The organism is Agrobacterium salinitolerans (genome assembly GCF_002008225.1).
Taxonomy (GTDB): Bacteria; Pseudomonadota; Alphaproteobacteria; order Rhizobiales; family Rhizobiaceae; genus Agrobacterium; species Agrobacterium salinitolerans.
Genome location: NZ_MRDH01000003.1, coordinates 37,892 through 63,777, shown reverse-complemented (window position 1 = coordinate 63,777; position 25,886 = coordinate 37,892). Strand labels below are relative to the sequence as shown.

The 25,886-nt window shown below is 59.8% G+C and carries 22 protein-coding genes and 1 other RNA gene; 4 read left to right on the top strand and 19 right to left on the bottom strand.

Annotation, left to right across the window (positions count from 1 at the left end; genetic code table 11):
- The first annotated feature begins 370 nt into the window (after positions 1-370).
- The gene (locus tag BS627_RS02150) at positions 371-1,675 is read left to right on the top strand and encodes an MFS transporter (RefSeq protein WP_077981678.1); all 1,305 of its coding nucleotides are present in this window, start codon (positions 371-373) and stop codon (positions 1,673-1,675) included.
- A 68-nt stretch (positions 1,676-1,743) separates the two neighbouring features.
- On the opposite strand, the gene BS627_RS02145 is transcribed toward BS627_RS02150, so the two are convergent.
- From BS627_RS02145 to BS627_RS02055, 19 genes are all read right to left on the bottom strand, one after another.
- Positions 1,744-2,553 (bottom strand): GGDEF domain-containing protein, encoded by an 810-nt coding sequence (locus BS627_RS02145; protein ID WP_077981677.1) that lies wholly within the window; start codon positions 2,551-2,553, stop codon positions 1,744-1,746.
- Between the two features lie 201 nt (positions 2,554-2,754).
- A complete protein-coding gene (gene murB / locus BS627_RS02140; protein WP_077981676.1) occupies positions 2,755-3,720 on the bottom strand; it encodes a UDP-N-acetylmuramate dehydrogenase in 966 nt (321 codons plus the stop codon).
- A complete protein-coding gene (murC, locus tag BS627_RS02135; protein ID WP_077981675.1) occupies positions 3,717-5,132 on the bottom strand; it encodes a UDP-N-acetylmuramate--L-alanine ligase in 1,416 nt (471 codons plus the stop codon). Before murC ends, murB begins: the two co-directional genes overlap by 4 nt.
- The gene (murG, locus tag BS627_RS02130; RefSeq protein WP_077981674.1) at positions 5,129-6,265 is read right to left on the bottom strand and encodes an undecaprenyldiphospho-muramoylpentapeptide beta-N-acetylglucosaminyltransferase; all 1,137 of its coding nucleotides are present in this window, start codon (positions 6,263-6,265) and stop codon (positions 5,129-5,131) included. The genes murC and murG overlap by 4 nt, the downstream gene beginning before the upstream one ends.
- A 6-nt stretch (positions 6,266-6,271) precedes the next feature.
- On the bottom strand, positions 6,272-7,426 hold the full coding sequence (gene ftsW / locus BS627_RS02125; protein ID WP_077981673.1) for a putative lipid II flippase FtsW: 1,155 nt from the start codon (positions 7,424-7,426) through the stop codon (positions 6,272-6,274).
- 4 nt (positions 7,427-7,430) lie between these two features.
- Positions 7,431-8,840 (bottom strand): UDP-N-acetylmuramoyl-L-alanine--D-glutamate ligase, encoded by a 1,410-nt coding sequence (gene murD, locus BS627_RS02120; protein WP_077981672.1) that lies wholly within the window; start codon positions 8,838-8,840, stop codon positions 7,431-7,433.
- A gap of 3 nt (positions 8,841-8,843) precedes the next feature.
- Positions 8,844-9,944, bottom strand: coding sequence for a phospho-N-acetylmuramoyl-pentapeptide-transferase (mraY, locus tag BS627_RS02115; RefSeq protein ID WP_003522196.1), 1,101 nt, complete (start codon positions 9,942-9,944; stop codon positions 8,844-8,846).
- Positions 9,945-9,967: 23 nt separating this feature from the next.
- Positions 9,968-11,401, bottom strand: a complete 1,434-nt coding sequence (locus BS627_RS02110; RefSeq protein WP_077981671.1) for a UDP-N-acetylmuramoylalanyl-D-glutamyl-2,6-diaminopimelate--D-alanyl-D-alanine ligase — start codon at positions 11,399-11,401, stop codon at positions 9,968-9,970.
- Complete coding sequence (locus tag BS627_RS02105; RefSeq protein WP_077981670.1) at positions 11,398-12,867, bottom strand: UDP-N-acetylmuramoyl-L-alanyl-D-glutamate--2,6-diaminopimelate ligase; 1,470 nt, start codon at positions 12,865-12,867, stop codon at positions 11,398-11,400. Before BS627_RS02105 ends, BS627_RS02110 begins: the two co-directional genes overlap by 4 nt.
- A gap of 57 nt (positions 12,868-12,924) precedes the next feature.
- The gene (locus tag BS627_RS02100) at positions 12,925-14,667 is read right to left on the bottom strand and encodes a peptidoglycan D,D-transpeptidase FtsI family protein (RefSeq protein WP_077981669.1); all 1,743 of its coding nucleotides are present in this window, start codon (positions 14,665-14,667) and stop codon (positions 12,925-12,927) included.
- On the bottom strand, positions 14,667-15,224 hold the full coding sequence (gene ftsL, locus BS627_RS02095; protein WP_077981668.1) for a cell division protein FtsL: 558 nt from the start codon (positions 15,222-15,224) through the stop codon (positions 14,667-14,669). The genes BS627_RS02100 and ftsL overlap by 1 nt, the downstream gene beginning before the upstream one ends.
- A gap of 1 nt (position 15,225) precedes the next feature.
- Positions 15,226-16,251: a 16S rRNA (cytosine(1402)-N(4))-methyltransferase RsmH gene (gene rsmH, locus BS627_RS02090; protein ID WP_077981667.1), complete on the bottom strand. Its 1,026-nt coding sequence runs from the start codon at positions 16,249-16,251 to the stop codon at positions 15,226-15,228.
- Positions 16,252-16,265: 14 nt separating this feature from the next.
- Complete coding sequence (gene mraZ, locus BS627_RS02085; RefSeq protein ID WP_077981666.1) at positions 16,266-16,706, bottom strand: division/cell wall cluster transcriptional repressor MraZ; 441 nt, start codon at positions 16,704-16,706, stop codon at positions 16,266-16,268.
- A 401-nt stretch (positions 16,707-17,107) separates the two neighbouring features.
- An RNA gene (gene rnpB / locus BS627_RS02080) (RNase P RNA component class A) lies at positions 17,108-17,510 on the bottom strand.
- Positions 17,511-17,566: 56 nt separating this feature from the next.
- Positions 17,567-18,757, bottom strand: a complete 1,191-nt coding sequence (locus BS627_RS02075) for an NAD(P)/FAD-dependent oxidoreductase (protein WP_077981665.1) — start codon at positions 18,755-18,757, stop codon at positions 17,567-17,569.
- A 59-nt stretch (positions 18,758-18,816) separates the two neighbouring features.
- On the bottom strand, positions 18,817-20,004 hold the full coding sequence (locus BS627_RS02070; RefSeq protein WP_077981664.1) for an FAD-dependent oxidoreductase: 1,188 nt from the start codon (positions 20,002-20,004) through the stop codon (positions 18,817-18,819).
- A 92-nt stretch (positions 20,005-20,096) separates the two neighbouring features.
- A complete protein-coding gene (locus BS627_RS02065) occupies positions 20,097-20,636 on the bottom strand; it encodes a lytic transglycosylase domain-containing protein (protein ID WP_077981663.1) in 540 nt (179 codons plus the stop codon).
- A gap of 248 nt (positions 20,637-20,884) precedes the next feature.
- The gene (locus BS627_RS02060) at positions 20,885-21,664 is read right to left on the bottom strand and encodes an N-acetylmuramoyl-L-alanine amidase (protein WP_077981662.1); all 780 of its coding nucleotides are present in this window, start codon (positions 21,662-21,664) and stop codon (positions 20,885-20,887) included.
- Positions 21,661-22,401 carry a J domain-containing protein gene (locus tag BS627_RS02055; protein ID WP_004430712.1) on the bottom strand — a complete coding sequence of 247 codons (741 nt, stop codon included), beginning with the start codon at positions 22,399-22,401 and terminating at the stop codon, positions 21,661-21,663. Before BS627_RS02055 ends, BS627_RS02060 begins: the two co-directional genes overlap by 4 nt.
- Before the next feature lie 319 nt (positions 22,402-22,720).
- On the opposite strand from BS627_RS02055, the gene BS627_RS02050 reads away from it, so the two are divergent.
- The 3 genes from BS627_RS02050 to BS627_RS02040 all read left to right on the top strand — a co-directional run bounded on the left by BS627_RS02050 (position 22,721) and on the right by BS627_RS02040 (position 25,827).
- A complete protein-coding gene (locus BS627_RS02050; RefSeq protein ID WP_077981767.1) occupies positions 22,721-23,932 on the top strand; it encodes a pyrophosphate--fructose-6-phosphate 1-phosphotransferase in 1,212 nt (403 codons plus the stop codon).
- 52 nt (positions 23,933-23,984) lie between these two features.
- Positions 23,985-24,620 carry a LysE family translocator gene (locus BS627_RS02045; RefSeq protein ID WP_077981661.1) on the top strand — a complete coding sequence of 212 codons (636 nt, stop codon included), beginning with the start codon at positions 23,985-23,987 and terminating at the stop codon, positions 24,618-24,620.
- 136 nt (positions 24,621-24,756) lie between these two features.
- Positions 24,757-25,827 carry a lytic transglycosylase domain-containing protein gene (locus BS627_RS02040; RefSeq protein WP_077981660.1) on the top strand — a complete coding sequence of 357 codons (1,071 nt, stop codon included), beginning with the start codon at positions 24,757-24,759 and terminating at the stop codon, positions 25,825-25,827.
- Positions 25,828-25,886: the final 59 nt, after the last annotated feature.

Here is a 25,886-nt window from a genome sequence, read left to right as displayed (position 1 = left end):
GCACCGATCCGGATTCCCTCCTTGGAATCAGAGAGTTGCACGGATTGCAACATACAGGTTTTCAATGATCGAAAATAAAACGGCAGCCGCACGGCGCCTGCTCTGCAATAAAGGCAAGGTCGAAACGTTAACAGACGGGATTATTCCCTAGGGAAAATTATCTGGCGTTTCAGCGTTTTAAAACCGCGGCCTGAATCAGTCTCTCAATCGCCAAAGCATCGTCGAGAGGTATAACCACACGTGTCGCGCTGATAGATCACAATATCTGCATTATTTCTTTTTTAGCATTCCCTGAGCACAAAAATTACGTTAACGCAGTCATCGCCTCCCAAGGCATGACATTGAAATCATTCAAAATGGAACCAATACCATGACCGACGCGATATCTACGGTATCGCCGACGGCTGACAATTCGAACGTTGTAAAGACAAATTCGCCTGCACGAGTTCTCACTGCCAGTCTGGTCGGCACGACCATCGAGTTTTTCGACTTCTACGTTTACGCCACGGCCGCAGTGCTCGTGTTCCCCACCTTGTTCTTCCCGAACAGTGACCCGATGACGGCGCTTCTGGCGTCCTTCGCCACCTTCTCCATCGCCTTTTTCGCCCGCCCGCTGGGCGCAGTGGTCTTCGGCCACTATGGCGACCGTGTCGGCCGCAAGACCACCCTTGTCGCCGCTCTACTCACGATGGGCGTCTCCACCGTCGTGATCGGCCTCCTGCCATCCTATGAAACCGCCGGCGTTCTGGCCCCGCTGCTGCTCGCGCTTTGCCGCTTCGGCCAGGGTTTCGGCCTCGGTGGCGAATGGGGCGGCGCCGTCCTGCTCGCCACGGAAAACGCACCTCCGGGTAAGCGTAGCTGGTACGGCATGTTCCCGCAGCTCGGCGCACCGGTTGGCCTGTTCCTTTCGTCCGGCGTGTTCTGGATCCTGCTGCACTTCATGTCTCAGGAAGCGCTTTTGAGCTGGGGCTGGCGCATTCCCTTCGTCGCCTCGATCATCCTGATCGCGGTCGGCATGTGGGTTCGCCTGTCGATCACCGAAACGCCCGACTTCCAGAAGGCAATCGAAAAGGAAGAGCGCGTGGCCGTGCCGGTTGCGGAACTGTTCCGCAACCACAAGCGCAGCCTCGTGCTCGGCACCTTCGTGGCGCTGGCCACCTTCGTGCTCTTCTACATCGGCACCGCCTATCTGCTGTCCTACAACGTCAAGGTTCTGAAAATCCCGTTCCTCGACGCGCTGGAAGTGCAGATCCTCGGTTCCATCGTTTTCGGCATCTTCATTCCGATCGCCGGCAAGCTCGCCGAAAAATTCGGTCGTCGTGAAATCCTGATCATCACGACGGTGCTGATCGGCCTGTTCTCCTTCCTGCTGCCCGGCCTGATGTCCGGTGGCGAAGGCTCGATCTTCGTCTTTGCTGCTCTGGCGATGATGCTGATGGGCATGACCTACGGCCTGATTGGAACAGCGCTTGCCGCGCCCTTCCCGACCCGGGTGCGCTACACCGGCTCGTCCATCACCTTCAACATGGCCGGCATTTTCGGTGCATCGCTGGCGCCTTACATCGCCACATGGCTGCAGGTGAATTACGGCATGGGTTATGTCGGTTACTATCTCTGTGTATCGGCGCTCATCACGCTCGCCTGCATCCTTATGTCCCGCAAGGACGAAGTCTGATCTGAGATGCTCAACGACAAAAGCCCGCGAAACCTTCGTTTCGCGGGCTTTTGTCTGTCAATTTCTGCTTAAGCCACCGACTGACGCCGCTCGACATGGCCCACCATGCAGACGCGATTGCGTCCGCCATCCTTTGCCCGATAAAGCGCAAGATCGGCATTGTGCATGACCTTGTCGAAAATTTCGGCGTCGCCGCGAAAAGCGACACCAATCGAAATCGTCACCGTGATCCGAAGGCCTTGATGCTCCACCGGCGTCGCCGCGACGGCTGCGCGCACCCTCTCGCACATCTGCAGGAAGGCCAGCCGGTTGGTCTCCTGGACGACCACAAATTCCTCGCCGCCCAGGCGCGCGACATGCGCTGGAGGATCGAAATGCTCCCTTATCCGGCGCGCAACACTTGAAATGACGAGATCGCCGACGAGATGGCTGTGCCTGTCATTCACCGATTTGAAATGATCGATATCGAGAAAGGCGACGCAGTAGTCGCTGCCGAGTTTATCACATGCCGCATAAAGGCCGAGCCGGTTGCTGAGGCCAGTCAGGGCGTCCGTATGGCTCAGATGCAGAAAGCGCTCGTGGGATTGCACGAGAATTTGCACTTCCCTCGCATTCAGCCAGCAGACCAGCAATGTCACCGTAAACGCCACAGCCCCGCCAAGTGTCACAGCCAACATGATCCCGTTGAAGAGATCGGTCACGAGCCCGAACTGCGCAAGAAGCGTCAGGCCACCCGTGCACATCAGAATAACAATGAGCGTGACGAGACACGCAATACGAATGGAGAATTCCATCGGCTGGAGCCGCCGCCGACCCTCGAGCGTCGCGACCGAAAAACTCATCATCTCGATCGTTTTTTTCCAAAGATCCAACATCATGCTCAAGGGCACCTAGATCACATATTTCCGTTAGCATTACCTAATAAAAAAAACAATATAAAATTCAAAACCGAGACCTCGCCCAGGCCGATCAAGTATTTAACCCAAAAGATAGAGTAAAAAACATTGATCGACCGTTACGATACACGCAACAGTCGATCAAAAGCAAATTTTCTTGTAATATGCAGTATTCACCGAGGTTTATGCCCCGAGGAACGGCTCCACTTCACGACCCGGCATGAAGAGGCCGAGGCGCTTGATTTCCCATTCCAGCCGGATGCCAGACTTCTCGAACACGCGCCTGCGGATGGTTTCGCCGAGATATTCCAGATCGTAACCGGTCGCATGGCCGGTATTGATCATGAAATTGCAATGCAGCGACGACATCTGCGCGCCGCCGATGACCAGACCGCGACCGCCCGCCTCATCGATCAGTTCCCACGCGGAATGACCTTCGGGATTCTTGAAGGTGGAACCACCGGTCTGTTCGCGGATCGGCTGCACTGTTTCGCGGTGGTGGCGCACGGCATCCATATCGGCGCGGATTTTCGCCTTGTCTTCCGGATAACCCTCAAACAGCGCGCCGGTAAAGATCAGGTCCTTGTCGGCGTCGGAATGGCGATAGCTATAGCCCATATCCGCGTTGGAAAGCACATGCTGGTTTCCCTGACGGTCGACCGCATAGACCTCCACAACACGCTCGCGCGTCTCGCCGCCGTTTGCGCCCGCATTCATCCGTAGCGCACCGCCGATGGAGCCGGGAATGCCGTAATAGAAGTGAAAACCGCCGATGCCATTATCCATGGCCATGGCCGCAATATGCTTGTCCGGGCAAATCGCGCCCGCCTTGATGCGGTTTTCACCGGCAAGCTCCACCTGGCCGAACCCCTTGGCCGACAGACGGACGACAACGCCCGGAATGCCGCCATCACGCACCAGAAGGTTCGAGCCGACGCCGACCACGGTCAAGGGCACGTCTTCCGGCAGAATTTTCAGGAAGGCGATCAGATCGTCCGTATCGTGCGGCTGGAACATGACTTCAGCAAGACCGCCGGCTCTGAACCACGTCACGCGGTCCATGGGCGCATCCGGTGTCAGACGTCCCCGCAATTCCTTTACCCCGTCGCCGAGCCTCCCCAGCAATTTAACCCCATCGACCTGTCTCATTCAGACTTTCCTGATATGCTCTTCAATTCCGAAGGCAGTACTGCTGCCCATTGCGTGATATTTCCAGCCCCCAAGAGAACCACGAAATCACCCGGATTCGCAATGCCTGTAACCACTGAGGCGAGATCTTCCCGTTTCTCGAGAAAACGGGCGTCCCGGTGGCCGGCGGCCTTGATGGCCGAAACCAGCGCTTCCGAGCTTGCGCCCTCGATCGGATCTTCGCCCGCGGCATAGACCGGAGCAAGGATAATCGTGTCGGCATCGTTAAAACAATGCGCGAAATCGTCGAAAAGGCTGGAAAGGCGGCTGTATCGGTGCGGCTGGTGCACGGCGATGATACGGCCCTTGCACGCCTCCCGCGCCGCCTTCAGCACAGCTTTGATCTCCACCGGATGGTGACCGTAGTCGTCAAAAACCTGCACCCCATTGGCTTCGCCCGTCAGCGTGAAGCGCCGCTTGACGCCGCCGAAGGAGGCAAGGCCCTTCTTGATGTCGGCTTCCGAAATGCCGAGACGATTGGCAACGGCAATCGCCGCCGTCGCATTCGACACATTATGGCGGCCGGGCATCGGCAGGACGAGGTCCTTGAAGGAGAAAATCTTACCGGTGCGGCGACGGCGGATTTCCACATCGAACACCGAGCGCGTGCCGTCGATGCGCACATTCGAAAAACGCACGTCAGCCTGCGGGTTTTCGCCGTAGGTGATGACCTTACGGTCCTCGATCCGGCCGACCAGCGCCTGCACTTCAGGATGATCGAGGCACATGACACCGAAACCGTAGAACGGCACGTTCTCGACGAACTGTCGGAAAGCCGCGCGCACGGCATCGAAATTTCCATAATGATCCAGATGTTCCGGATCGATATTGGTGATGACGGCCACATCGGCGGGAAGTTTCAGGAAGGTGCCGTCGGATTCGTCCGCTTCCACCACCATCCACTCACCCTCGCCCATGCGGGCATTGGTGCCGTAAGCATTGATGATGCCGCCATTGATGACTGTCGGGTCGAGATTGCCGGCTTCCAGCAGCGTCGCGACCATGGAGGTGGTCGTGGTCTTGCCATGGGTGCCGCCAATGGCGATGGCATTACGGAAACGCATCAGCTCGGCCAGCATTTCGGCTCGGCGAACGATCGGCAGATGCTTTTCACGCGCCGCGATCAGTTCCGGATTGTTCTTCTTGATGGCGGTGGAAACGACCACCACCTCGGCATCGCCGATATTGTCAGCCGTGTGACCGACAAAAACCTCGATGCCCTTGTCGCGCAGGCGCTGCACATTGGCGCTTTCGGCCTGATCCGACCCTTGCACGCGATGGCCGAGATTGTGAAGCACTTCGGCAATGCCGCTCATGCCGATCCCGCCTATGCCGATGAAATGCACAAGGCCTATGGCTTTCGGCATCTTCATGCCCCAACTCCTTCATTCTTCTTCTTGAATTCCTGTACGGACCGGCCTTCGGCAATCGCCTCCACCAGATCGGCCAGCACATCCGCCGCATGCGGTTTACCCGTTGCCTTGGCCGCTGCTGCCGTTGCCGAAAGACGATCCGGTTCCGAAAGCGCCGACGACAACAGGCTGGAAAGCTTCTGCGGCGACAATTCCGCCTGCTTGATGACACTTGCCCCGCCCGCCGCCGAAAGTGCGGCCGCATTCGCCGCCTGATCATGGTCCAGCGCATGGGGATAGGGCACTAGGATCGATGGTCGGCCGATCACCGAAAGCTCCGATACCGTCGAGGCGCCCGAGCGACTGATGACGAGATCGGCCTCACCGATACGCGAGGCCATGTCGCCGAAGAAGGGCGAAACGTCAGCCTTCACACCAAGCTTCTGATAGGAGGCGATGACGCTGTCCTTGTCTTCGGGGCGCGCCTGCTGGGTCACGACGATACGTTTGCGCTGCTCATCCTTCATCAGGCAGATCGCGGCCGGAACGGCGCTGGAAAAGAACTGCGCGCCCTGGCTGCCGCCGAAAACCACAAGCTGGAAGGTCTCGCCCGTCTGTGAGGGCGTATAGGGTATCTCCGATGCCGCCAGCACCGCCGGGCGCACCGGATTGCCTGTTGCCACCGTCTTGTCGGAATATTGGCCGTTGGCGGGCGGCAGGAAACCGCCGGCAATCGCCTTCACGCGTCCGGCGAGCGCCTTGTTGGCGCGGCCCATCACCGCATTCTGCTCGTGAATGATCGAGGGAACGCCAAGTCCGGTGGAGGCCAGAAGCGGCGGCACGGTGGGATAACCGCCGAAACCGACAACCGCGACCGGCTTCAGTTTCGTCACCAGCCGGCGGGCGGCACGCAGGCCCACCCACAGCTTCCAGAGCGAACGCACGACCGAAATCGGGTTCTTCGAGCCGATGGTGGCCGATGGCACAACGTGAATTTCATCCGCCGGAAACTTGCCGGCATAACGCTCTGCGCGGCTGTCAGTGACGAGATGCACCTGATAACCGCGCGCCTTCAGCGTATGCGCTAAGGCCTCTGCCGGAAACACATGGCCGCCGGTTCCCCCGGCGGCAAGCAGAACAATACCCTTGCTCATGATCGTTTACTCCGCAGGAACGCCGGAACCGACACGGAAGAAGCTGCGCTCCTGCGCCCGCTTTTCAGGTCTGTGGCGTGTCAGCGCCAGAAGGAAACCGGCGGTCACGCAGATCGCCATCATCGACGAACCGCCATAGGAAATTAGCGGCAGCGTCATGCCCTTGGCGGGCATCAGTTCCAGATTGACGCCGATATTGATCATCGACTGCATGCCGATTTGAAGCACCAGACCGGCCACGGCAAAACGGCAGAAATCGTCCTTCTCCTTGAAGGCGTGCGACAGGCCACGCAGCACGATGAAGGCAAAGATGGCGACGAGGAACATGCAGAAAACGATGCCGAACTCTTCCGCCGCCACCGAGAAGATGAAGTCGGTATGGCTATCGGGAATGATGCGCTTGACGATACCTTCGCCCGGTCCGCGACCGAACCAGTCACCGCGGATGATCGCTTCGCGCGCCGTGTCCACCTGGAACGTGTCGCCCTCTCCCGTCCAGAATCGGTCGATACGGCCCGCGACGTGCGGCAACATGAGATAGGCTGTAATAATGCCGCCGACGCCGAGGCCGCCGAGCATGATGATCCAGAACCACGGCACGCCCGCCATGAAGAACATGCCGCCCCAGACCACCGATGTCAGGATCGTCTGACCGAAGTCCGGCTGGGCGATCAGAAGTGCAGCTACGATGCCGAATGTGATGATGGCGAAGAGATTGCCTGGAATTTCCGGGTGGCGTGCCCGCTCCGCAAAGAGCCAGGCGCAGACGATGACGAAGGCCGGCTTCATGAATTCCGAAGGCTGGATCGAGAATGTGCCGATGGAAATCCAGCGCCGCGCGCCCTTGACCTCGATGCCGAAGAACAGCGCGAAGATCATCATCAGCAGCGACGCGATCAGCATGATGACCGCCACACGGCGCACCTGGCGCGGTGACAGGAAGGAAAGGCCGACCATGATCGCCAGCGACGGCACCATGAACATCGCCTGACGCTCAACGAAGAAGAAGCTGTTGAGACCGATGCGCTCGGCAACCGCAGGCGACGCCGCAAAGGATAGCATCAGCCCGATGCCCATCAGCGCGATGAACGCCGCCAGAAAGAAACGGTCGATGGTCCAGAACCATTCCGCGACCGGACCGCGATCAACTCGGCTTACCATGGCCTCAGCCCCCTTTTCCAGAGTGAACGAGCATCGTCATGCCATCGAGCGCCGCAACCTGCGCGACAAACGAATCACCTCTGATTTCAAAGTTCTTATATTGATCGAAGCTTGCGCAAGCCGGGGACAACATCACGATATTGCCGGCTGTCGCATCTTTTTCCGCATCCGCCGCCGCATGCTGCACGGCTTTGTCCAGCGTGCCGGATATTTCGTACGGCACCGCTTCGCCGAGCGTCGCTGCAAATTCCGCCGCCGCCTCGCCGATCAGATAGGCCTTGGCGATGCGCGGGAAGAGCGGCGCAAGGCTGGCAATACCGCCGGCCTTCGGCAGACCGCCCGCAATCCAGTAGATGCGTTCATAGCTCGACAAGGCCGGTGCTGCCGCATCGGCATTGGTGGCTTTGCTGTCATTGACGAAGGTCACATTGCCACGCCGGCCAACCGGTTGCATGCGGTGCTTGAGGCCGGGGAAGGACTTGAGACCGGCGCGAACGTCTTCTTCGGAAACGCCGACCGCGAGGCAGGCGGCAATCGCTGCCGCTGCATTCTGGGCATTGTGGCTGCCGCGCAGGGTCTGGATACCATCAAGATCGACCAGCAACGAAGACGTGCCGCCATGCGCCCTGAATATCCGGCTGCCTTCGGCATAGAGACCTTCGGAAACGACATTGCGCTTGGAGATGCGCTCCACCTTGACGCCGGCGCGTTCGATACGGTCGGCAATCAGCGTCGAATAGCTGTCGTCAACACCGACGATGGCAGTGCCACTGCCGGCAACCAGCCGTTCCTTGACGTCGGCATAGTGCTGCATCGTACCGTGCCGGTCGAGATGATCAGGCGTCAGATTGAGCAGGATACCGACGGTCGGATTGATCGTCGGCGCCAGATCGATCTGGTAGGACGAGCATTCCACCACGTAGAAACGTTGTGCCTTCGGCGGATCGAGGCTCAGCACCGCGGTGCCGATATTGCCGCCGAGCTGCGTATCGCGGCCCGAAGCCTTGAGAATATGGGCAATCAGCGCCGTCGTCGTCGATTTTCCGTTGGTGCCGGTAATCGCGATGAAAGGGCAATCCGGCGCATGCGTGCGCCGCTCACGGATGAAAAGCTCGATATCGCCAATGATCTCGACGCCGGCAGCCTTCGCCAGGTCTACCGACCAGTGCGGCTTCGGATGCGTCAGGGGCACGCCCGGCGCCAGTACGAAGGAGGAAACGGAAGACCAGTCGATCGCGTGGAGGTCAGCAGTCGCAATACCCTCAGCCTCGGCCTTGGCGACGCTGTCGGGATTGTCGTCGAAAGCCACGACATCAGCACCGCCGGCTACCAGCGCCCGCGCGGTGACGAGACCGGAACCGCCAAGCCCGAAGAGAGCGACCTTCTTACCCCTAAACGACGTGACCGGGATCATCGCTCACCTCAGCTTCAGGGTGGCGAGGCCGAGCAGCGCAAGGCCCACGGAGATGATCCAGAAACGGATGACCACCTGGCTTTCCGTCCAGCCTTTTTTCTCGAAATGGTGATGGATCGGCGCCATCAGGAAAACGCGCCTGCCGGTGCGCTTGAACCAAAAGACCTGGATGATGACCGACAGCGTTTCCATGACGAACAGACCACCGACGATGACCATGACGATCTCGTGTTTGGTGGCGACGGCGATGGAGCCGATGAGACCGCCAAGCGCCAAAGAACCCGTATCACCCATGAAAATGGCGGCGGGCGGCGCGTTGAACCACAGGAAGCCAAGGCCGGCGCCAATGACCGCGCCGACGATGACGGCCAGTTCACCCGTGCCAGGCACGAAATTGATCTGCAGGTAATTGGCAAAAACCGCGTTACCGGCGAGATAGGCGATCACGCCGAAGGTGGCGGCGGCGATCATGACCGGCACGATGGCAAGACCATCGAGACCATCGGTCAGGTTCACCGCATTGCCCGCCCCGACGATGACAAAAGCGCCGAACAGCACGAAGAAATAACCGAGATTGATCACGAATTCCTTGAAGAAAGGAAAGGCGATGGAGCTGCCGAGCGTGCCGCCATGCGGTGCGGAGGCCAGCGCCATTTTCATCATGAAGAACACGGCAATCGCCGCGATCAGGAATTCGATGCCGAGACGGGCCTTGCCTGAGAAACCCTTGTCGCTCTGCTTCGTCACTTTCAGATAATCGTCGTAAAAGCCGATGGCGCCGAAACCGAGCGTCACCATCAGAACGGCAACGACATAGACATTCGACAGGTCACCCCAGAGCAGCGAACCGCCGAGAATGCCGGCGAGGATCATCAAGCCACCCATGGTCGGCGTGCCGGCCTTCTTGAAATGCGTCTGCGGTCCGTCGGCGCGGATCGGCTGGCCCTTACCCTGGCGCACGCGCAGCGAGTTGATGATCGCCGGTCCGAACAGGAAGACGATCAACGCAGAGGTGAACATTGCAGCACCCGCCCGGAAGGTGATGTACCGGAACAGGTTGAAGATTTGAATTTTATCCGACAGTTCGACGAGCCAGATCAGCATAATTGCCCTTTCAAAAGGCTATTTCAGACTTGGCGTTCCGTCTCGGGGAATGCCGGATACTTGTCAAGCAGAGCGGCGACAATCTTGCCGAAACCAAGCCCAAGTGACGATTTTACCATCAGCGCGTCTCCCGGTTGCACCCATTGCAGGGCGAAATCGGTGAGCTCGGCCGTCGTCGGGAACCAGATGACGGTGACGCTGTCCGGCAACGCGTCGCGCAATGCGGCCATCGCCTCTCCCGCAAGCCAGACATGTTCGATGCCGGCCGCGAGCAATGGTCCGGCCAGTTCCTCATGCAGCTGCGCGGAAAACTCGCCCATCTCCAGCATGTCGCCTAAAACGGCAACGCGACGGCCATGGCCCTGCGTCGGCGTTTCCGCCAGCACGGCAATCGACGCCCGCATGGAGGCGGGATTGGCGTTGTAGCTTTCATCGATCAGCAGGAAGGAGCCGCCGTTGATCTGAAGGTGGTGACGCTGGCCGCGCCCCTTCACCGCCTCAAGCGATCCAAGCACCTCGAAGGCGCGATCAAGATTGGCGCCCGTGATCGCCACGGCGCCGAGCACCGCCATCGCATTGTCTGCAATATGCCGGCCGGGAATGTTGAGATGCAGCTCGCTGGTTTCGCCATTGAGGATCGCCCAGATCGTCGAACCGGTCGTTGTGCTCTCAAAATCGGCCAAGCGGAAATCGGCCTTGGCGTGCTGGCCGAAGGTGAGGATATGTTCGATACCCTGTTCCTGCGCCGCCTCTTCCAGCTGTTCGAACTGGGCGTTATCTCGGTTGAGGATGACCGAACCACCTTCTTCCACGCCTTCGAAAATCTCCGCCTTGGCGGCGGCGATCTCTTCGATATTCTTGAAATTGCCGAGATGGGCTGCCGCGATGGTGGTGATGATCGCCACATGCGGGCGCACCATCTTCACCAGCGGCCGGATTTCGCCGGAATGGTTCATGCCGATTTCGAACACGCCGAATTCCGTATCGGCAGGCATCCGTGCGAGCGTCAGCGGCACGCCCCAATGGTTGTTGAAGGACGCCACCGCCGCATGCACCCGGCCCGAAGGGGCCAGAGCCTGCCGCAGCATTTCCTTGGTCGTTGTCTTGCCCACCGAACCGGTCACCGCGATGATGCGCGCCGACGTTCTTTCGCGCGCGGCAAGGGCAAGCTTGCCAAGGGCTGCGAGCACATCTTCCACCACGATCATCGGCACGGTCAGACGACCGAGCGCCGGCAGCTTGGCTTCGGCAACGACCAGAAGTCCTGCCCCATTCGCAACCGCGAAACTCGTATAGTCGTGACCGTCCACCCGATCACCCTTGATGGCGAAGAACGCTTCGCCCGATTTGACCGTCCGGCTGTCGATGGAAATGCCGGTGATTCCGGTCGGCAGGTTGCCCACGGGGCGGCCTGCCGTGATGGCGATCATGTCGGCGACTGTCCATAACCAGCTCAAATCTTCGATCCTTCCAGCCCTGCCAGTGCAGCGCGCACCTGTTCATGATCGGAAAAAGGCAGTGTCACGGAACCGACGATCTGCCCTTCTTCATGGCCCTTGCCTGCGACAATCAGCGTATCGCCATGCGAAAGCAGCGACACCGCATGGCGGATAGCGTCCGCCCTGTCGCCGATTTCCAATGCGCCGGGTGCTGCCGCCATGACTTCGGAACGGATCGTTGCAGCATCTTCCGAACGCGGATTGTCGTCGGTGACGATGACGATGTCGGAAAGCCGCGTCGCCACCTCGCCCATGATCGGGCGTTTGCCCTTGTCGCGGTCACCGCCGCAGCCGAAAACGGTGATGATGCGGCCGGAGGTGAAGGGCCGCACCGAGGTCAGCACGTTCTCCAGCGCATCGGGCTTATGAGCGTAATCCACATAGGCAAGCGCGCCGTTCTTCGTCTGGCCCACGAGTTCCAAACGACCGGCGGCGCCGATCAGCTTTTCAAGCGCCTTCAGCGCCGTTGCCGCGGGAACACCCGTGGACATGGCGAGACCGGCGGCGACCAACGCGTTGGCCACCTGGAAATCACCCGCGAGCGGGATGTCGACTTCATGGATGACACCGTCATGATGCACTTCGACCATCTGCTTGTGGCGGAAATGCTCGACGCGCTTCAAAGTGAGATACTGGCCGTTGCGACCGACGGTGCGGACATCGAGACCTGCTTCCTGCGCTGCCCGGATCGCCTTGTCCGACCATGGGTCGTCGGCGAAGATCACGGCGGGAGCCCCTTTTTCCATCAGCGTATCGAAAAGCCGCATCTTCGCGGCCATGTAATCCTCGACGGTCGGATGGTAATCCATGTGATCGCGGCCAAGATTGGTGAAGCCGGCGGCAGACAGGTGGACGCCATCAAGGCGGCGCTGGTCAAGACCGTGGCTGGACGCTTCCATCGCAGCATGGGTGACGCCCTCGTCCGCAAGCTCGGCCAGAAGCGCATGCAGCGTCACCGGATCGGGCGTCGTCAGCGCGCCGTAATCCTCGCGGCCAGGAGCAATGATGCCGGTCGTGCCGATCTGGGCTGCGGCATGGCCGGCGAAAGCCCAGATTTGCCGTACAAAGGAAGCAACCGAGGTCTTTCCTGCGGTACCGGTAACGGCGACCATTATTTCCGGTTGTTTTCCATAAAAGCGGGAAGCGGCATGGGAGAGATAAAGGCGTGGATCGGTGACGACCAGAACCGGCACGTCGGCTTCCACCGCGTGCCCGGAAACAACGGCAACGGCCCCCTTGGCAACCGCGTCCTTCACATAGGTCGTACCATCGGCCTTGGTGCCAGAAACCGCAACGAACAGGCTGCCCGGCGCAGCCTTGCGGCTGTCTGCGGTGATCCCCCCGATTTCAATCGCCCCGATCTCAGACAGGAGCAATTCCTTCAATTCCGGAAACGCATTTCCGGATATATCTCGCAAATTCATCGACTGTGTCCGTCTTGTCCCCCCGGCGCGAATCGCCGGAACATCATAAGCTAACAATCAATAAGACACGAGCAAGGCCGAGCCATCCTTGCCGAACTTCGGCTTCACGCCCAGTACGGCCGCCGTGCGACTGATGATATCGTGCACCATCGGGGCTGCAGACGTGCCGGCGAGCGCCGCGCCATTGCCCTTGTCCGTCTTCGGCTCGTCGATGAACGACAGCACGACATATTGCGGATCGTCCATTGGAAAGGCCGACAGGAAGGCGTTGAAGTTCTTGTCGTGCACGTAGCGGCCGTTGACGACCTTGTCGGCCGTACCGGTCTTGCCGCCGACGTTGAAACCATCGACACGCGCATTGCGGCCGGAACCGTTGACGCCGTTCCATTCGAAGAGGAAGCGCATATCCTTGCTGGCGCCAGGCTTCAACACCTGCTTTGCCACCTGATCCGCCTGTTCACGGGTGCGCGGCAGGAAGGTCGGTTCGATCAGTTTACCGCCATTGACGAGTGCCGCACCGGCAACCGCCGTCTGCAACGGCGTCGTGGAAACGCCATGGCCGAAGGAAATGGTGATGGAATTGATCTTCTTCCATTCGCGCGGCTGCGATGGCATCGCCACTTCTGGCAGTTCGGTGTGCATGCGGGTGAGAAGACCAAGCCGCGTCAGGAATTCCTTGTGGCCTTCGGTGCCAACAGTGTCGGCGATTTTCGCCGTACCGATGTTGGACGAATACTGAAAGATTTCCGGCACCGAGAGCATGCGGCCCTTGCCGTGGAAGTCCTTGATGGTGAAGCCGCCGATGCGGATCGGATAACGCGCATCGAAAGTGTCACCGAGATGGACACGGCCCGAATCGAGGCCCATGGCAATGGTGAAGGACTTGAAGGTGGAACCCATCTCGAACGTGCCGTTCGACATGCGGTTGAGCCAGCCTTCCTTGGCGCCTTCGGCCGGGTTGTTCGGATCGTAATCCGGCACGGAGGCCATGGCGAGAACCTCGCCAGTATGCACATCCAGAACCACAGCGCCTGCGCCGATCGCACGAAATTTGGCAATGGCGGCGGTTACAACTTCACGCACGATGGACTGCACGCGCAGATCTATCGAAAGCTTCACCGGCTCCAGCGGCTGGTCGCTGGTCATGCCGAGCGCCGTCAGATCGGCCAGGCCCTGGCTATCGACGTAACGTTCCATGCCGGCAACGCCGCGATTGTCGATATTGACGTGGCCGACGACATGGGCGGCAGTCGGCCCGCCGGGATAAAAACGGCGCTTTTCCGGGCGGAAGCCGATGCCGGGAATGCCGAGCGCCAGGATCTGGCTCTGCTGCTTCGGCGTCAATTGGCGGCGCAGCCACTGGAAACGCGAGTTGGAGGTAAGCTTCTGATAGGTGCTGCGCTGGTCGAGATCCGGCAGGACGGTGCGCAGCTTCTCGATGGCCTCGTCGATATCGACAATGCGATGCGGCTCGGCAAACAGCGAGACGGTGCGAATATCGGTGGCCAACACCTCGCCGTTGCGGTCGAGAAGATCGGGACGCGACGCCATCAGCCGGTCTGCGGGCGCGATGCTCGATACCGTTTCCTGTTCCGCCATGCCATATTGCACGAGACGACCGCCGACGACGGCGTAAAATGCGACGAAGCCAAAAATGAGAAGGCCGACGCGGCTTTTTGCCTGCGCCGCGCGCTTCTTGCGCGCGCCTTCAAACGCCGCATGGTCGGTATGGATACCGGTGGTGCTGGCTGAAAAATGAGCCTTGCTCTTCAAAACCATGACGCGGGAGAGAAAAGACATCAGCGGTTCACCGATCCTGTTATGGTTTCATCCATATCGCCGGATTCATCGCCGGCGGCGGAAGCGACCGGCACAGGCGCCGGCGCCGGACGTGAAACGCGCGCACGGGGCGTGGGCACTGGAACGCCGTTTACGGCAATCTGGCCCGCGGGCGGCGATTTGGGCTTGGAAGCGCCACCCAGCGTGGCCCCCGGCTTCGAGCCATTGACAGCGGCGGCGATGACATCCTCGACGCTCATTCCTTCAGGCTCGGGCGGCTGAGGCAATTGCGAGCGCAGCATCGGCAGTTCACGCGGCTGTGCCAATTGCGTCGGCAGGGTCGGCGAAAGACCAAGTTCGTCCTGATAGGCATTCACGAGCCGGTGCAAACGGTTCGGCTGCGTCAGCAGCGCCCAGTCGGCCCGCAGGAGATCAATCGTATCTTTCTCAAGCTTGATCTCGGCCTCCAGCTTGCGGACCTCTTCAAGCTTCAGATCGGCCTTGTGCTTGATCGAATAGGTCACGACCGCCGCAGCGACCATGACCCCCATCAAGATGACATCGAAAGTGCGCAGCATATCAGCCTCCCATCTTTTCAAGGCTGGCGAGATCGGGAAGCTCGAAAATCGAGAAATCTGCAGCACGCGCCGGTGCCGTGGTGCGCAGGCCCGCACGAAGCTTGGCCGAACGGGCCCGCGGATTAAGCTCCGCCTCCTCGTCGCTGGCGGCGATCATCGGCTTGCCGATATTCTCGAAAATGGCGGGCTTGTCCTCCACCATCGGCAGATGCCTCGAACCGGCGGCCTTGCCCGAACGGTCGGAGAAGAATTTTTTGACGATACGGTCTTCCAAAGAATGGAAGGTAACGACGACCAGCCGGCCGCCGGGCTTCAGAACTTGCTCGGCGGCAAACAAGGCCTGCGCCAGTTCGCCCAGCTCGTCATTGACGAAAACACGCAGCGCCTGGAACACCCGCGTTGCCGGATGAATCTTGTCTTTGGCTTTTCGCGGCGTGACGATCTCGATCAGGCCCGCCAGATCGCGGGTGGTGCGGAAAGGCTCTTCCGCCCGCTTTTTCTCGATGGCGCGGGCGATGCGACCCGGCTGCTTTTCTTCACCGAGAAAACCGAAAATGCGAATGAGATCGCCGACCTTCGCACGATTGACGACATCGGCGGCAGAAACGCCGGAACCCGACATGCGCATGTCGAGAGGGCCGTTCTTCTGAAAGGAGAAACCGCGTTCGGCCTCATCGATCTGCATGGAGGACACGCCAATATCGAGAACGACGCCATCGAGGCCGCTTTCGGGCGCATGTTTTGCGAGATCGGAAAATTGCGATTGAATAAGCGAAAGCCTGCCGCCATTGGCCGCAACCATCGCCTGGCCACCGGCGATCGCGGTGGGATCACGGTCCAGCGCGATGACATTTGCGCCCTGATCGAGAATGGCCTGGGTGTAGCCGCCGGCACCGAAAGTGCCATCCAGAATGACCTTGCCGGGGGCGGGTTCAAGCGCGGTGATGACTTCCCGAAGCAGCACAGGAATATGGCGCTGAGGTCCGCCATCGGCATCAGAAGATCGTCCGCCAGAATTCGCCGCCATTGACTGTCCCCGTCCTAGGCGGGGCGAGCAGCCGAAAAACCGCGCCCCGCTCTTGCTTCCGCCTGCGCCGCCAAAAACGCATCCGGTTGCCAAAGCTGAAAATGATCCGCCCGCCCGACGAAGGTGACCTCGGTGGAGATGCCGGTAAATTCCCGCACAAAATCCGTCACCATCAATCGACCTTCCTGGTCGAGCTTCATGAAAACACCGCCGCCGTGAACCAGCAGCGACATTGCGTTTGCCTGCGGCGAGAAGGCATCCATGGACGCAATCTGCCGCTCGTAGCGCTCCAGCAGATCCGGACCGCCGACGCTGATTGCCGGAAACGCAAAATCCTGGAGACAATAAAGCTCCTGAATGCCGCGCTTCACCAGCACCGAACGAAACGGAGACGGAACCGAAACGCGCCCCTTGGCGTCGATCCTGTTCGTCACGTTCGATAAAAAGCGGTCCATTACTCAACTCGCCAAAACCGCATGCCCCAAAGCGATTCATCCGCTCCGCAGCCGACACCGGTACGCACGACACATCGCCAAGCGCCAGGGCGACATGCCCTGCAGCAGCCCCTTGCAGGCTCCTCGAACGTTTCAGCGATTGCGGGTCAAAAACACGACCCAATGTGGTGTGCATTTGGGATACCATGGGACACTATGGGCGTCAATGGGATGAAGCCGGCACGATACCGACTTCGCATCGGAAATTCATAAGCCGTTAAGTTTAACGAATGGTTTACTTTGTGCGCGAAGACGGCGGTTTACCGGCACAAAAATTGTCTTAAACCGATAATTTTCCGGTTTAAAAACAATATGATGATGAGATTTTTTAGAAGTTTCACGTCGAAGACGGAAAAGGAAAATTCGCCAGTTGGCCTGTAAGCCGGGTTCTGTATGGCTCCGGTTTGACCCGGAACGTGGCAGCCATTCATCTGGGACGGCATTTGCATGCCGCCTCGCGCAACCCACCCGGATGACGGGCCTGGAAACCGGCTGTGAACGGGCTTTCGCCCATCCCGTGTCATCCCTATTCGGTCTTGCTCCCGGTGGGGTTTACCTTGCCGCCGCTGTTACCAGAAGCGCGGTGGGCTCTTACCCCACCCTTTCACCCTTACCATGCGGGTGCATGGCGGTTTGCTCTCTGTGGCACTTTCCCTGGGGTCGCCCCCGCCGGACGTTATCCGGCACCGTATTTCCGTGGAGCCCGGACTTTCCTCACCTTACCGTCTTTCGACATTGGTAAAGCGCGGCTGCCCGGCCAACTGGCTTGGGCTGCATAACCATGTTCCGCAGCGAAAGCCACCGAAAAGCGACGGCCAAGATCAAAGAAATGCGGGTTTGAAATCCGTCGAGAAGGCACCGTCGGCGATTTGCCCGTCCCGCAGCAGCAGGGCACCCAGCCGCCCGATCTCATCGGAACTCTTGGCCGCCGTGCCGTTACCGCCGGTCAGAACCGCAATCTTCGGCGAGGCGGTGAAGCCGATGGCCGGATAGCCGCTCTGCGTTTTGGAGACGACGCAGGCGGCCATCGAGATGCGCGAGCGATCAATGGAAGGCACCAGCCTGCCCACGATCTCCGAAAGATGGTCACGCACGCTTTCGCGTCCGCCGGAGCGGAACCATTCGCGGATTTCCGGGTCACTGCTGACCCTCTTGTCGTCGGGATCGCCGCCGATCTTCAGGTAAAATTTGCCGTCGGGATACCGCACCGGCGGCAGGAGATAGATATGTTTCGTGGTATCACGCGGCTCATAGATGAGAGACGGCATGTCTGCATATTGAGCGAGATCGCCCTCATCTATCTCGAAGAAAGCGACGGTGCGGGCATAAACATCAAGCCCGACAGGCTGCGGCAGCAAATCCCTGGTGATGGAGAAGCCACCGGCCGCCACCAGCACCCGGTCTGCGGTATAAACCGCGCCAGAAACCGTCTGCACCGAGGCCCGGCCACGCTCTTCCCGCGTCGAGACGACGATATCGTCGATCAGCGTAACGCCAGCCTTTTCCGCGAGGATAGCCTGCGCTTTCACCAGCGCGCGCGGGTTGACGTAACCGGCATTGTCCTTTTCGAATACACCTTCGCAACCCTGTTCGAAGGAGAAATAGGGAAAGCGGCTTTTCAGGCTCTGGTCATCAAGCAGTTCCGTGGAAACGCCGAGCCGAGCCGCTGCCTTGAGGACATCATCGACAAAAGGATTCGCACCGCCCCGCTGCGGCCCCACCATCAGGCAGCCGACCGGCGCATAAAACTCGACACCGCTGCGTGCGGCAATATCGGCATAACGCGCGATCGAACGGTTGGCGAGCAACGCCCAGTCGGCATCGCCATCGATGGTGCGGGTAATCCGCGCCTCGTCATAGTGACTGGCGAAAACGCCCTTATGTGAGTTGATGTCGGCAGGTTCGCCGGGACCGATGAGCGCGACGCCATTCACCGTTTCGGCCAAATGGCGGGCGGCGGCGGCACCCATCATGCCGCGACCCACGACGATATAGTTGAAATGTCCCGACATGCCGGCCTCTTCACCCGCTCATTTTCGTCGCAACCTTGTAGCTGCTTCGTTGCTGATTGTCAGACGAAAACCGGCGCCATTTCGGCGGCGAATTCATCCTCGCTCAGCTGGCCGTTCAAAAGCAGCGCAGCACCAAGCCGTCCGATCTCGTCCGAAGACTTGGCGGAGACGAAATTGCCGCCGGTCAGAACCGCGATATTGGAGGACTGCGTATAGCCGATATAGGGGTAGCCGCTACGGGTGATGGAGGCGATACAGGAGCCTGACGTGACGGGGCAGCCGGCAAGTTCCGGCATCAAGGATAAAGCCCGCTTTCTCAGAAACTCCACCTCATCAGGCGTCCCGTCCGAATGGAACCAGTCCATCGCGTCAGTGAGCGTTTCAAGCCTGCCCTTCTCGCTCTCCCCGCCAATCTTCAGATAGACCTTGCCATCGGGATAACGCACCGGCGGCAGGATATAGACGATGTCGTCCTCTGTTTCCGCGAGCACGATGGTGGAGGGCATCGCCCCAAACAACGCCTGATGCGCCTCATCCAGCTCGAAAAAGACGATGGTGCGGCCCGTGGCCGCCATATCGACGGGAGAAGGCAGAAGTTCCGCCATGTTGGTGAAACCGCCGGCCGCCACGATGACCTTTTCAGCGGTATGGACGGCCCCGTCGCGGGTCGAAACCTCTACGCCATGGGAGGTGTCGCGAATATGCGCCGCCGTCTCGCGCAGCAGTTTCGCACCCTGCACCTCGGCAATGGCGCACTGCGCCTTCACCAGGGCGCGTGGATTGACGTGGCCGGCATTCTGCGCCTCGAAATAACCGTCGTGATCCGCCGGCAGGGAGAACATCGGAAACCGGTCAACGAGCGCATCGCTGCCGAGTGTCTCTACACCAAGACCGAGACGGTCCGCCGATGAAAGGGCGCGCGAGACATAATCTCCCGCAAGACCCTTACCGTTGCCGGTGAACAGACAGCCTGCTTCGGTAAAAAAGCGAATGCCGCTTTTGGCCTCGATCTCCGCATAACGGCGGATGGAGCGTTGCGCCAGCTCCGCCCAGACCGGATCGCCGTCAAACCCGCGGGTGATGCGCGCCTCATCGTAATGACTTGAAAATACACCCTGATGCGTCTTGCGATCGGCGGGTTCGCCCGGCCCGATCAGCGCCACGCCATCCGTTTGTACGGAGAGATGTCGAGCCGCAGCCGCTCCCATCATTCCGGCCCCGACGACGATATATTTGAAATCCGGCATGCCATGCTCCGTATCAGCTTTGCTTCTGACTACAGCATGCCGGGCCGAACCGGAATCGCTTTTCGCAATTTAACAAGCAATGCAAACCGGCCTCAGCCGGCCAGCAACGCCTGCACCTTGCCACAATAGCGCTTGGAGACTGGGTTCATGCGGGTGGCGCCATGGCCGGCATTGTAACGCAGGATCGTGCCGCACACCTGACCGCCGCCCAGCTGATGCGCCGTCGCCAGATATTGCATGCCCCAGCGGATATTGGTCTCGGGATCGTAAAGCGCCTTGGTCGTGCCGCGATAGCCCATCATCCGCGCCGTAGCCGGCTTGATCTGCATCAGCCCGACCTCGCCCGCGCTGCCGCGGGCCTTGGGGTTGAACTTGCTTTCCACCGAAACGACGGCATGCGCCAGGTTGGTGGGAACGCCGTAACGCTTGGCATATTTGACGATCAGATCGGAATAGCCGTTCTTGAGAGTGGAAGGCAGGTTTTTTTCCGGAATGGGATAACCGGGCTTGCGGAAGAAGGTCTCCAGCGTCACGGTTTTGGTCTTGACGTCCTCGTCTTTGGCAAAAGCAATCCCCGCCTGCGAAGCGAGCATAATAACACTCGCCACGACAGCAACAACAACCCTGTTCATATGTAGAAAAAGTCTCCAGATCGGATGACCGGAACAATGAAGCGACACAAATAGTCTGCGCCCGGAAAGTCGATCGCGACCTTCCGCTGTCCGGTCTCCTTGATTGATATTGACGGCAGGCTCCCCTGAAGAACGACACCGCATGCAGTGACGTTCTTAAACTTCCTCAATGCGGATTAACTGTGGCACAAGAAAAAAAGCGACTTGAACTCGCGGAAAAAGCGGGAATGCTTTTCCAGAATTGGCGATTAAGCGCCCGAAAATCTCGGCAGGCTGGCGATCAGCCGGTGCAGCGTATCGATGGTGGAGAAATCCGCGATACCATCCACCAAAGCGGGGCGGAAATGCCGCTGGAAAGCGGCCACGGCGCCTTCGGTTTTTTCGCAATAAGCGCCTGTAATTTCAACGCCATAACCATAAATAGACAGCATCGACTGCAGCGCTTCGACCGGTTGGCCATGGTCGCCGCGCTGAAAAAAGCGGCCGCCACGGATCGGAGCAGGCTCCACCCAATGGCCGACACCGTGCTTCGACAGGATGTCCCACGGAAATTTTTCACCCGGATCGACCTTGCGGATCGGTGCAACATCCGAATGCGCCAGCACCCTTTCTGGGGCGATAGACCAGCGCTGGCCGCAATCGCGACACAATTCGATGACGGCAGCCACCTGCTCTTTCGGAAATTCCGGCAGGCCGCCGGGATGGCCCTGATTGGCGATCTCGATACCGATGGAGCGGGAATTGATGTCCTGATCCCCCGCCCATATGCTTTTGCCCGCATGCCAGGCACGGCGGGTTTCCGGCACGAGCTGGATGACGCGCCCGTCCTCGAAGACGAAATAATGGCTTGAGACCTGGCTTTCGAGATTGCAGAGCCACGACAGTGCGCCGTCGGCCGTCGTCATGCCGGTATAATGCAACAGGATAATATCGGGGCCGGCTACATCAAGCCTTTCACCATGGTTAGGCGAAGGCGCAACGGTTGCGCCCCCAAAATCCGGGATAAAATCCGGCAGACATTCACTCATGCGACGCGGCGTTCTTTCTCGATGGCCGCATAAGCGGCGTTGAGAGCCGCCATACGCTCATTCGCGGCCGCATGCAATTCCATGGGAACGCCGCGGGCAATGAGCTTGTCAGGATGGTGTTCGGCAACCAGCGTTCGGTACCGCTTGCGGATATCCAGAAAATCGTCCGAAGGCGAAACGCCGAGCACGCGATAAGGGTCGCGCCCGTCCATATGGACATGCCGCGCCATGATCGTTTCGAAGTGATCTTCGGTGATACGGAAGATTTCCGCGATCCGGCCCAGGAAGGCGAGTTCCCGTTCGTGGATCAGCCCATCGGCCTTGGCGATGTGGAACAGGCCGTCGATGACGCTTTCCAGCATCTCGCAATTGGCGTGCCCGGAGCCGCAAAGACCAGCAAGCCGCTCCGCATAGGCCTCGTAACCGGCAACGTCCTGGCGGGCGAGATTATAAAGACGGGCGACGTTCTTGGCTTCTTCTTCCGGAAAATCGAAGATTTGCCGGAAGGCGCGCACTTCCGCGTCGTTGACGACACCGTCGGCCTTCGCCATCTTGGCGGAGAGCGCGATGATGGCCACGGAAAACGAAACCTTGCGGCGGGTTTCCGGGTCACCTTCGAAAAGGGTGCGGATGGCTTCCACCACGCGCCCGAGCGCACCGCCTGCCGCGTCGCCGATTGCGCCGAGCAGCCGTTCCCACAGGGATGAAATTTGCAGACAGGCGAAATCGAACATCATGCAACAAGCATGACGGGATATTGCCGCGAATGCAATATGCCTAGCGGGCCAGCGGCATTAACTTTTATTCATCTTTGCGACAGTTTTGCTTCAGGAACAAGAGTACGGCAGACGACGGAACCATGGTTTTCCACAGAGGGCGGAAAGCCGGCCGCCGGCGATGCCGATTGAAACGATTATATTACGCCACTTTGCTCAAGCCGCTGAAAACCCGCGAGAAATCGGCGTTCTTCTTCATAAATTCACTTTACACCAACACGCGGCTGTCGCATCCATTTGCCAGACATGTCTTTGGGTATATGTGAAAAGGAGAGCCATGATGGCCAAACAGAAAGTCGCAATGCTGACCGCGGGTGGCCTTGCGCCCTGTCTCTCTTCGGCCGTGGGCGGCCTGATCGAGCGTTACAGCGACATCGCGCCCGAGATCGACATCATCGCTTACCGCTCCGGTTACCAGGGCGTGCTTCTGGGTGACCGCATCGAGATCACCAAGGATATGCGGGAAAAGGCACATCTGCTCCACCGCTACGGCGGCTCGCCGATCGGCAACAGCCGTGTGAAGCTCACCAATGCCGCCGATTGCGCCAAGCGCGGTCTGGTCAAGGAAGGCGACAATCCGCTGCGCGTCGCCGCTGACCGGCTGGCGGCTGACGGCGTCACCATTCTCCACACGATCGGTGGCGACGACACCAATACGACAGCGGCCGATCTTGCCGCCTATCTTGGCGCTAACGGCTATGACCTCACCGTTGTCGGCCTGCCGAAGACGGTGGATAACGACGTGGTGCCGATCAAGCAGTCGCTCGGCGCCTGGACGGCCGCTGAAGTCGGCGCTTCCTTCTTCGACAATGTCAGCAACGAGCAGAGCGCTGCACCCAAGACCTTCGTCATCCATGAAGTCATGGGCCGCCATTGCGGCTGGCTGACGGCCGCCACCGCGCGCGCCTATATCCAGAAGACCAGCGGCAATGAATATGTCGAAGGCCTGATGATGAACACGCAGATGAAGAACATCGACGGCATCTACCTGCCGGAAATGGCCTTCGACATCGAGGCGGAAGCCAAGCGCCTGAAGGAAATCATGGACAAAAACGGCTATGTCACGCTGTTCGTGTCGGAAGGCGCCGGGCTTGATTCGATCGTTGCCGAACGCGAAGCCTCCGGCGAGGCTGTCAAGCGCGACGCTTTCGGCCATGTGAAGATCGACACCATCAATGTCGGCGGCTGGTTCCAGAAGCAGTTCGCCAGCCTCATCGGTGCGGAACGCTCCATGGTGCAGAAATCTGGCTATTTCGCCCGCTCCGCCGCCGCCAATGGCGACGACCTGCGCCTCATCCAGGGCATGGTCGATCTCGCCGTCGAAAGCGCGCTCAACAAGGTCTCCGGCGTCACCGGCCATGACGAAGACCATAATGGCAAATTGCGGACCATCGAGTTTCCGCGTATCAAGGGCGGAAAGCATTTCGACCTCTCTGCAAAATGGTTTACCGAAGTGATGGAACACGTCGGTCAGCCGTTCACAGCGGCCTGATTTTACGATAGGCTAAAATAATACTGCGACAGGGAGGGCAAGGAGGAAGAGAATGTCTGGACAGGCCTGGCTGATTTTTTGTGCAGCATGTGCCGTTGTGTTCGCACTCCCCTCTCCCCTTGTATTCTCTGTCGCCTCCTATGCCGCCATTCGCGGCAAAAAGACGATCTTCGCGTCCGTCAGCGGCGGCGCGCTCGGCATCGTCACGGCCATGACGATTTCCGCCATTCCGGTGGCCGGTCTCGTCTATCTGCCGCAATCCTTCGTGGAAATCGTGCAATGGGCCGGCATCGGCTGGCTGATGCTGTTTCTCCTGTGGACCTTCGCCACGCCTGCCGCCCAGGCCGCCAATGCCGATAATGACAATCTGCCCGGCAAATCCTGGAGCGGCATTTTCCGCGATTGTTACGCCATTGCCGCCCTGCGCCCGCGCTACTTCGCTTTATTTCTGGCGCTGTTGCCGCAATTCGTGTCCACCTCCGGCAATGCAATTGAAACGTTCGCCATGGCGCAGGCCGCCATTCTTCTTCAGGCGTTGATGATTCTGACCGCGCAGGCGCTGTTTGCCGGGCCTACTCTGGCGATGGTGCGCCGCATGTCGGGCGATAAGAAAATCCGGCCGAAATACCGCACCCACTTTATTTCCGGCCGCGCCGTCAGTGCCGGATACAGGCGCATCGCGGCCTGAAAAACCGCCCGAAAGCCGGGGAGAAACGCACCGGCTTGCCGCTATCCTTACAATAGGTTAATGAAGGCTCGACGGGACACTGCCTGCTTCGCTCGACGCGGGGGTATCGAAAGACAGGCATAACGAAGGCGGCAACATGCGAAATTCCGGCAAATTCCGCGGAAGAAGTGCACTTCTTCTGTCTTCCACCGTGGGTCTGGCACTGGCATTGAGCGCATGTACCAGCGTCGAATATACCGCAAAGGAAGGACCGAACGGCCCGACGATCGCGACAGTCAATCCCGCGACCACTTCCGCGGAAACATCGCCGCAGCCGGCGACGGCCGAAGCAGCAACGGGCGTGACCCCGGCAGCAGCAGCAACGGTTAAGACCGCCGAAACCGCAACCTCTTCCCAGCCTGCGGCACTTCCCACCGCCGTCGCCGTCAAGGGCGGACGCGTGGCGCTGCCACCGGCTTCTGAAATTGCTGCGGCCGCAGCCATCGCCGCCCAGATGCAACCGCAGCAGAACGAAGTCGCCCAAGCGAGTGTGACGACATCTGCGCCGACCACGGCCACGGCACTCGCACCGACAAGCGCCACTCCGGCGGCCGCAGCCATCGAAACGGCTGACATGGCGGCCAAGCCGGCTGCCCACAATGCCGCTGCCGATCTGCCGCAGGTGGTTGCCGTCAAGGGCAGCTTCCCGCCCGCGCCGCCGCCGCCCGGTTCGCCCTCCATCGGCACTGAACTGACGGCCGAACGCAAAGTCATTCCGCTGCCAAAGCCGGACAGCACGGTTCTCGCCTATGCCGCCGGCCCGACCAACGCCGCGCTTGCCGCTATCCGTCAGAACGAATCGATGGCGGCCCCGGTCGGACGCGAAAAGCTCAGCGGCCTTATTACCAAATACGCCACCATGTACGATGTGCCGGAAGATCTGGTTCACCGAGTGGTGCGGCGTGAAAGCATGTATAATCCCGGCGCCTATAGCAGCGGCAATTTCGGCCTGATGCAGATCAGGCATGCCACGGCCCGCTCCATGGGCTTCGATGGTCCCGCTTCCGGCCTGTTCGATGCCGAAACCAACCTCAAATACGCCGTCAAATATCTGCGCGGCGCATGGGTTGTGGCGGGTAACGACCGCGATAACGCGGTCCGGCTTTATGCGCGCGGTTATTACTACGACGCCAAGCGCAAGGGCATGCTGCACGTTCTGCGCAAGTGATGGCCTCCGGCTGCATTGGGAATGCAGTCTGGATTCGTGGCAACTTAGACGCCGATCGT